Genomic DNA, 6,982 nt, shown 5'->3' with positions numbered 1-6,982 from the left:
AAGGCCTATATCAAATGGGAATGCCAGGATGCGTGATCATGCCAAATCCGAATTTCCAGACGTGGGGTTGCTCAATCCCGCCCCGGGGCGGCGGCATTGAAATCAGACTTTACGACACGGACCCGGAGGACGCTGTGGCCCGCGCTGAAGCCCATGGCGGCACGATACTGCAAGAGCCGACCAACAAACCCCATGGTCTGCGCGAGGCATATATCCTATGCGAAAACGGCTATGCGTGGGTACCTTCGCAGGCAAAGACCGCTTAGGTGTTTGATCCCACGTTTTGACGGGGAGATCCTTTTTTCGGGATTGAAAGGAAGACTGATGCACTGGCCCGCAGCACATCCAGGGGATGTGTGAGAGGGGACAAGTTCGTCACGGAGGGGCGCAGCGTACCCTTGCACGACAATGGAGGGCGAAGCGATACCGTCAGGACAGTCACGCCCCAAGCTGAACGAACACGACATGCGGGTCCCGTCCGCACAGCTGGCGGCTTTGCTCATTTTGACCCGGAGATCATTATTTCGACCGGCAACGCAATTCGTTTTTGGGATGCGGACGGAAACGAGTAAGTCGACTACCGCTTAAGATAGGTGCGGATCGCTGCTTCTGTTCCCTCATCCCAAACCAAACGAAGCCACTGCTCGAAACAGGCGGCAAAACGCGCATTTTGTCCAAGGTCACCATAGATCTTGTCTTGTGCGATCCATACCTTAGGATCGATTTTTGCCGTGATGGCTTGCGCTGACAGGCTGTCCCAATAGGGGTCATTCGGTGTGATTTCCGATCCATCTTCGCGGGTCCCAAAACACATGCGTGCCCAGAGTGCCTCGATCAGAGCCAAGCCTTCGATCGGTGTTCCGGCTGCCAGTGCGTCGCGAATGATCGGATGCAAAAAGCCGGGGTGGCGCGATGATCCGTCGAACGCCACGCGCCGGGTGGTGTCGCGTATTTCGGGGTTCGCAAACCGGCCAGCGATCAAATCCACGTAGGCGAGAGGTGTCATGCCGGGGACGGCGTCCACATGGGGCGCGATCTCAGTGGTTTCGATCTTGAGGAACATGTCCCGGATCAGCGGGTTCGCCATCGTGCCTGCAATGGTCTCGACACTCAGCAGTTCACCCGGTGTCGCAATGATTTGATGGCCTGCGTTGAGCATGCGCAGCTTCATCGCTTCATATGTGTGGACGTCGTCCGTGAACGTCGCGCCAACCTTGTTCCAATCGGGGCGTCCGGCGCAAAACTTGTCCTCGATCACCCATTGGCGAAAGTTTTCGTGCGTGACCGGCGCGTTGTCTTCGATGCCGAATGTCCTGACCAGCGCCAATTCCGTGGGCCCTGTCGCCGGAACGATGCAATCGACCATGGAGTTCGGGAAGGTCACGGTGTCATCGATCCAGTCCGCCAGGTCCGGGTCAGAGAGCCTGGCCAGTTCCAGCACCGTCTGGCGCAGGATATCGCCGTTGCCTTGCAGGTTGTCGCAGCTTTGGCAGGTAAAGGGGCCGGAGCCCTGAGACCGGCGTATTTTCAGGGCTGCGATGATCGCCCCAAATGCCGTCCGGGGCGTGTCGGGATGCGCCGCGTCATATTGCATATCCGCGTTTTGGGCGTCAAAACTGCCATCTGCGGCCACGTAATAGCCTCCTTCGGTGACGGTCAGCGCGACGATACGAATGGCAGGTTCCGCCATATGAGCGATCAGCGGCGCATTGTCTTCGGCCACCGGAACGAAACCGATCATCGCCCCCGTCACTTCGGCAGACATGCCCGACGGGTCAAGCTCGATCAGTGTGGTCAGACAGTCCTGGGCCAGCAGTTTGTCCCGCTGTCCCGCGTCGGCCGCGCGCACACCCGCCCCCAGAATGGCCCAATCCTTCGCCAGCCCCTGATCCATGAGGCGGTGCAGATACCATGCCTGATGAGCCCGGTGAAAGTTACCGAGGCCGATATGAACGATACCTGCTGACAGGTCGCTGCGCTCATAAGAGGGTCTGCGCACATTGTCTGGCAGCTTCGCGATATTCTCCAAATTCAGGGTCATCAGCTCATCCATTGTCCGCCATCGACGTTATACGTCTGCGATACGATATAATTCGAGTCCGGTGATGCGAGGAAAACCGCCATCCCGTTGAGGTCTTCGGGCACTGCAAAGCGCCCCGCAGGAACGCCTGCGGCAACTTCCGCTTTTTTCTGACCGGGTTTCTTGCCTTCGAGTTTGGCGAACATGGCGTCGACATGTTCCCAATGTTCCCCGTCAACCACACCCGGGGCAATTGCGTTGACGTTGATGCCGTGTTTGATCAGATTCAGGCCCGCCGACTGGGTCATCGAAATGACAGCCGCCTTGGTCGAGCAATAGACCAGTACGAGGCTCTCGCCGCGCCGTCCGGCCTGGCTTGCCATATTGATGATCTTGCCGCCATGTCCCTGCGCAATCATCTGCTTTGCAGCGGCTTGCATGGTAAAGAGCGTCCCCGCGACGTTCACCGCATAGAGTTTGTCAAAGCTGGCGCGGGTGATGTCGACCGTTTCTGCGGCGTCAAAAAGCGCCGCATTGTTGACCAGAATATCCAGCTTGCCGGTCTGATCGACGACGGCCGCAACGGCCGCATCGATGCTGTCTTGATCGCTCACGTCAATCTGCACGGCGTAAGCGCTATCGCCCAAGGTCTCGGCGGCCTGTTTTGCTGCATCAAAGTTGATGTCTGCAATGGCCACAGTCGCCCCTTCGGCGAGGAAGGCGCCCGCGAAACCGTAACCGATTCCGCGGGCGGCGCCTGTGATCAGCGCCGATTTTCCGCTGAGCCGTTTCATGCGATGCGCAGTCCGTGCTCATCAAAACGGTGCATCTGATCCATAGATGGGGTCAGATAGATATCGTCACCATGTTTGACCTGGATATCGCCGGTGATGCGCACGGTCATCATGTCCATCAGACCGGTGTCATGCACGTGGATGAAGGTGTCAGAGCCAAGATGCTCGGCCACGCCCACACGGCCTTTCCACGTCCCTTCGGTGCTGGAGACGCTGACATGCTCGGGTCGGATACCGATTGTCGCGGCATCGTGCTTTTGCGCTTCGGAACCATCGATGAGGTTCATCTTTGGTGAGCCGATGAACCCCGCGACAAATTTGTTGCGCGGTGTGTGATAAAGCTCAAGCGGTGAGCCCACCTGTTCGATCACACCGGCCTGCAAGACGACGATCTTGTCAGCCATCGTCATCGCTTCGACCTGATCATGAGTCACATAGATCATCGTGGTCTTCAGCTTTTCATGCAGCTCCATGATTTCAAGACGCATGCCGACCCGCAACGCTGCATCGAGGTTTGACAAAGGCTCGTCAAACAGGAACGCAGCAGGCTCGCGGACAATCGCACGGCCGATGGCCACACGTTGACGCTGACCACCCGAAAGCTGCCCGGGTTTGCGATCAAGATAGTCCGTCAGGTTGAGCGCCTTTGCAGCGGCTTCAATCTTGGCATCCTGTGTCGCTTGGTCCATCCCGGCCATCCGCATCGGAAAGGCGATGTTCTTGCGGACCGACATGTGCGGATAAAGCGCATAGGATTGGAACACCATCGCCAGACTGCGTTTCGCAGGCGGCAGATCGGTCGCATCGTTGCCGTTGATATTGATATGCCCGGAGGTCGTGTCTTCCAACCCGGCAATCAAGCGCAACAGCGTGGATTTACCGCACCCCGAGGGGCCAACAAAGACGACGAACTCGCCTTCGTTGATCTCAAGGTCCAGAGGTGGAATGACCTGGGTTTCGCCAAAGCTTTTGGTGACTTGGTTAAGGGTAATCTGTCCCATTATTTTACCGCTCCGAATGTAAGGCCCCGAACGAGCTGTTTCTGTGAGAACCAACCCAAGATCAGGATTGGTGCGATGGCCATTGTCGAGGCCGCACTGAGTTTTGCGTAGAACAAGCCCTCAGGGCTTGAGTAGCTTGCGATGAAGGCCGTCAACGGCGCCGCTTTTGCCGCGGTCAGGTTGAGGGTCCAGAAGGCTTCGTTCCATGCCAGGATAAAGTTCAAGAGCAAGGTCGAAGCGATGCCTGGAATGGCCATTGGTGTGAGGACGTAAAGGATCTCGGACTTCAACGTTGCTCCGTCCATCCGCGCCGCTTCCAGGATCTCTCCGGGAATTTCGCGGAAGTACGTGTACAGCATCCAGACGATGATCGGCAGGTTTATCAGCATTATGATAAAGGTCAGTCCGAACACGTTGTCCAACAAGCCCAGATTAATGAACAGCAGGTAGATTGGATAGAGAACACCTACTGCCGGCAGCATCTTGGTCGAGAGCATCCAGAGGAGGATGTCTTTGGTCCTGCGTGAGGGCACAAAGGCCATGGACCACGCCGCCGGGATCGCAATGATGATCCCGAGGATGGTAGAGCCCCCGGCGATGAAAATTGAGTTCCAAAGGAAACGTCCGTAGTTGGAGCGCTCCATGACGGTGGAATAGTTCTCAGTGGTCCAGTCAAAGAACAGGAACAGAGGTGGATCATTGATTGCCTGTGCTTCGGTTTTGAAGCTGGTCAGCATGGTCCAAAGGATTGGGAAGAAGATCAGCAGACCGATTGCCCAAGCGAGTGCGGTGTTGACCGCTTTGCGATTTGTCGTAATTGCACGTGCCATGTTTCGTCCTCCCTCAGTTGTCCAGGTTTTTGCCGACGATGCGCATCAGGAAGATCGCAACGATATTGGCAAGTATGATGGCATAGACACCGCCCGCAGACCCAAGTCCGATGTTCTGGCTTTCCAGAACACGCTGGAAGATCAGGTACGACAGGGTTCGGGTGCCAAAGGCGCCGCCGGTGGTTACGAAAATCTCGGCAAAGATCGCGAGCAAGAAAATCGTTTGGATCAGAACCACGATGGTAATCGCGCGGCTCAGGTGCGGCAGCGTGATGAACCCAAAGCGTGCCAGCGGCGAGGCTCCGTCCATTTCGGCAGCTTCAAGCTGTTCACTGTCCAGCGACTGGATGGCGGTCAGCAGGATCAATGTCGCAAAAGGCAGCCATTGCCACGAGACAATCAGGATCAGCGACGGGATTGCGGCATCGGACAGCCAACTGACGGGTTCAGCACCAAAGAACTTCCATAAATGGGCAAACAAGCCGTTTGTCGGATCCATGAAGATGTTCTTCCAAACCAGAGCCGAAACGGTTGGCATGACAAAGAATGGAGCAATGACGAGGATACGAACAACGCCTTGTCCCCACATGGGTTGGTCCAGCAAAATCGCGAGCAAGACACCCAGTGCGATTGTGATAACGAGAACACCGATCAGAATGATCAGAGTCGTTGATACAGCGGGCCAGAATGAACTGGACGTCACAAAGCGCACATAGTTGTCAAATCCGGTCCAGCCCTGGTCACCGCCACGCAGCGGCAGGTATGTCCGGAAAGAAAACCACAGTGTCATCGTGAGAGGGACCAGCATCCAGCCGAGCAGCAGGACGACAGCGGGCGCCATCATCAGGCGTGCTGCAGATCGGGAAGCTTTGGTTGCCATCTTGAGTCATCTCCTTTGTGAACAGGCAGCCGGTTTCGGCCCTGTTTTCGGCGATGGTTAAATCTAGGTGAGGTTGGGGGAAGAAAGATCAGAGGGCGACGTATACCGCCCTCTGATTTGGGAGCGCGGCTTATTTGTAGCCGGCGCCTTCCATAACTTCATTGGCGATGTCTTGTGCTTTCGCCAGCGCTTCTTCGACGGTCTGCTGACCTGCATAGGCAGCCGAGAATTCCTGGCTGACTTCTGTTGCCATGCCTGCAAACTCTGGGATGGCCGCAAACTGGATACCAACATAGGGCACCGGATCAACCGTTGGGTTGCTCGGGTCAGCGGACAGGATCGAGTCCAGTGTCATCTGAGCGAATGGAACCTTCAGGTACTCTGGGTTCTCGTACAGCGATTTACGCGCACCCGGAGGCACGTTGGCCCAACCTTCATTTGCAGCGACCAAATCGATGTAGTCGGTGCTTGTTGCCCATTCGATGAACTGCTTGGCTTCAGCTTCTTGCTGTGTGCCTGCAGGAACGGCCAGAGCCCAGGCCCACAGCCAGTTGGAGCGTTTGCCCAAGCCGGTGTCGGGTGCCAGTGCAAAGCCCACGTGGTCCGCAACAGTCGAGTCGTCGCCCGTGACGAAAGACGCAGCAACAGTCGCGTCGATCCACATGCCGCACTTGCCTTGGTTGAACAGCGACAGGTTTTCGTTGAAACCGTTTGTCGCGTAACCCGCTGGGCCGGATGCGTCCATCATGCTCTTGTAGAAGTTCAGGGTGTTGGCCCATGCTTCTGTATCGAACTGTGGGTTCCAGTCCATGTCGAACCAGCGCGCACCGAAGGAGTTGGACATCGTTGTGATGAACGCACCACCTTCGCCCCAGCCGGCCTTGCCGCGCAGGCAGATACCGTTGATCTCGTTTTCACGGTCGGTCATCGCAGCCGCAGCTTCGGCGATGAATTCCCATGTTGGCGCAGTTGGCATTTCAAGGCCAGCGGCTTCCATCAGGTCCGTGCGATACATGATCATGGAGCTTTCACCATAGAATGGTGCCGCGTAAAGCGTTCCCTCATGGCTCAGACCACCTGCCATCGCCGGCAGAATGTCAGCAACATTGTATTCTTCCGACAGGTCGTCGAGTGGGACGAGCCAGCCGTTTGCACCCCAGATGGGTGTTTCGTACATGCCGATTGTCATGATGTCGAACTGGCCACCTTTGGTGGTGATGTCCGTTGTCACACGCTGGCGCAGCACGTTTTCTTCAAGTGTCACCCACTCGACGTTGATGCCGGTTTGTTCGGTGAATGTGTCAGTGTAGCCTTGCATGCGGATCATATCGCCGTTGTTCACTGTGGCGATTGTGATCGTGCTTTGCGCTGCGGCGATCCCAGCAGTCAGGCCAAAGCCGACAACACTGGTGAGTAGTGCGTTCTTAATAGACATCGTGTCCTCCCGTTTTTTACAC

General features: G+C 56.6%; 6 protein-coding genes and 1 pseudogene. 1 reads left to right on the top strand and 6 read right to left on the bottom strand.

What is annotated here, in order from left to right:
* Nucleotides 1-266 (top strand): annotated as a pseudogene (locus LC354_RS08030) (VOC family protein); the annotation flags it as partial.
* 311 nt (nucleotides 267-577) lie between these two features.
* Here LC354_RS08030 and LC354_RS08025 read toward each other — a convergent pair.
* The 6 genes from LC354_RS08025 to LC354_RS08000 form a co-directional block, all read right to left on the bottom strand.
* Nucleotides 578-2,041, bottom strand: coding sequence for a mannitol dehydrogenase family protein (locus LC354_RS08025; protein WP_223422742.1), 1,464 nt, complete (start codon nucleotides 2,039-2,041; stop codon nucleotides 578-580).
* Nucleotides 2,041-2,814 carry an L-iditol 2-dehydrogenase gene (locus LC354_RS08020; protein ID WP_223422741.1) on the bottom strand — a complete coding sequence of 258 codons (774 nt, stop codon included), beginning with the start codon at nucleotides 2,812-2,814 and terminating at the stop codon, nucleotides 2,041-2,043. Before LC354_RS08020 ends, LC354_RS08025 begins: the two co-directional genes overlap by 1 nt.
* Nucleotides 2,811-3,815: an ABC transporter ATP-binding protein gene (locus LC354_RS08015; protein WP_223422739.1), complete on the bottom strand. Its 1,005-nt coding sequence runs from the start codon at nucleotides 3,813-3,815 to the stop codon at nucleotides 2,811-2,813. Before LC354_RS08015 ends, LC354_RS08020 begins: the two co-directional genes overlap by 4 nt.
* A complete protein-coding gene (locus tag LC354_RS08010) occupies nucleotides 3,815-4,645 on the bottom strand; it encodes a carbohydrate ABC transporter permease (RefSeq protein WP_223422737.1) in 831 nt (276 codons plus the stop codon). Before LC354_RS08010 ends, LC354_RS08015 begins: the two co-directional genes overlap by 1 nt.
* A gap of 13 nt (nucleotides 4,646-4,658) precedes the next feature.
* Nucleotides 4,659-5,525 carry a carbohydrate ABC transporter permease gene (locus LC354_RS08005; RefSeq protein ID WP_223422735.1) on the bottom strand — a complete coding sequence of 289 codons (867 nt, stop codon included), beginning with the start codon at nucleotides 5,523-5,525 and terminating at the stop codon, nucleotides 4,659-4,661.
* 130 nt (nucleotides 5,526-5,655) lie between these two features.
* On the bottom strand, nucleotides 5,656-6,960 hold the full coding sequence (locus LC354_RS08000; RefSeq protein ID WP_223422733.1) for an ABC transporter substrate-binding protein: 1,305 nt from the start codon (nucleotides 6,958-6,960) through the stop codon (nucleotides 5,656-5,658).
* Nucleotides 6,961-6,982: the final 22 nt, after the last annotated feature.

Origin of the sequence: Tateyamaria pelophila, from assembly GCF_019966495.1 — a bacterium.
Taxonomy (GTDB): Bacteria; Pseudomonadota; Alphaproteobacteria; order Rhodobacterales; family Rhodobacteraceae; genus Tateyamaria; species Tateyamaria pelophila.
This window is presented reverse-complemented; position numbering and strand designations above follow the sequence as displayed.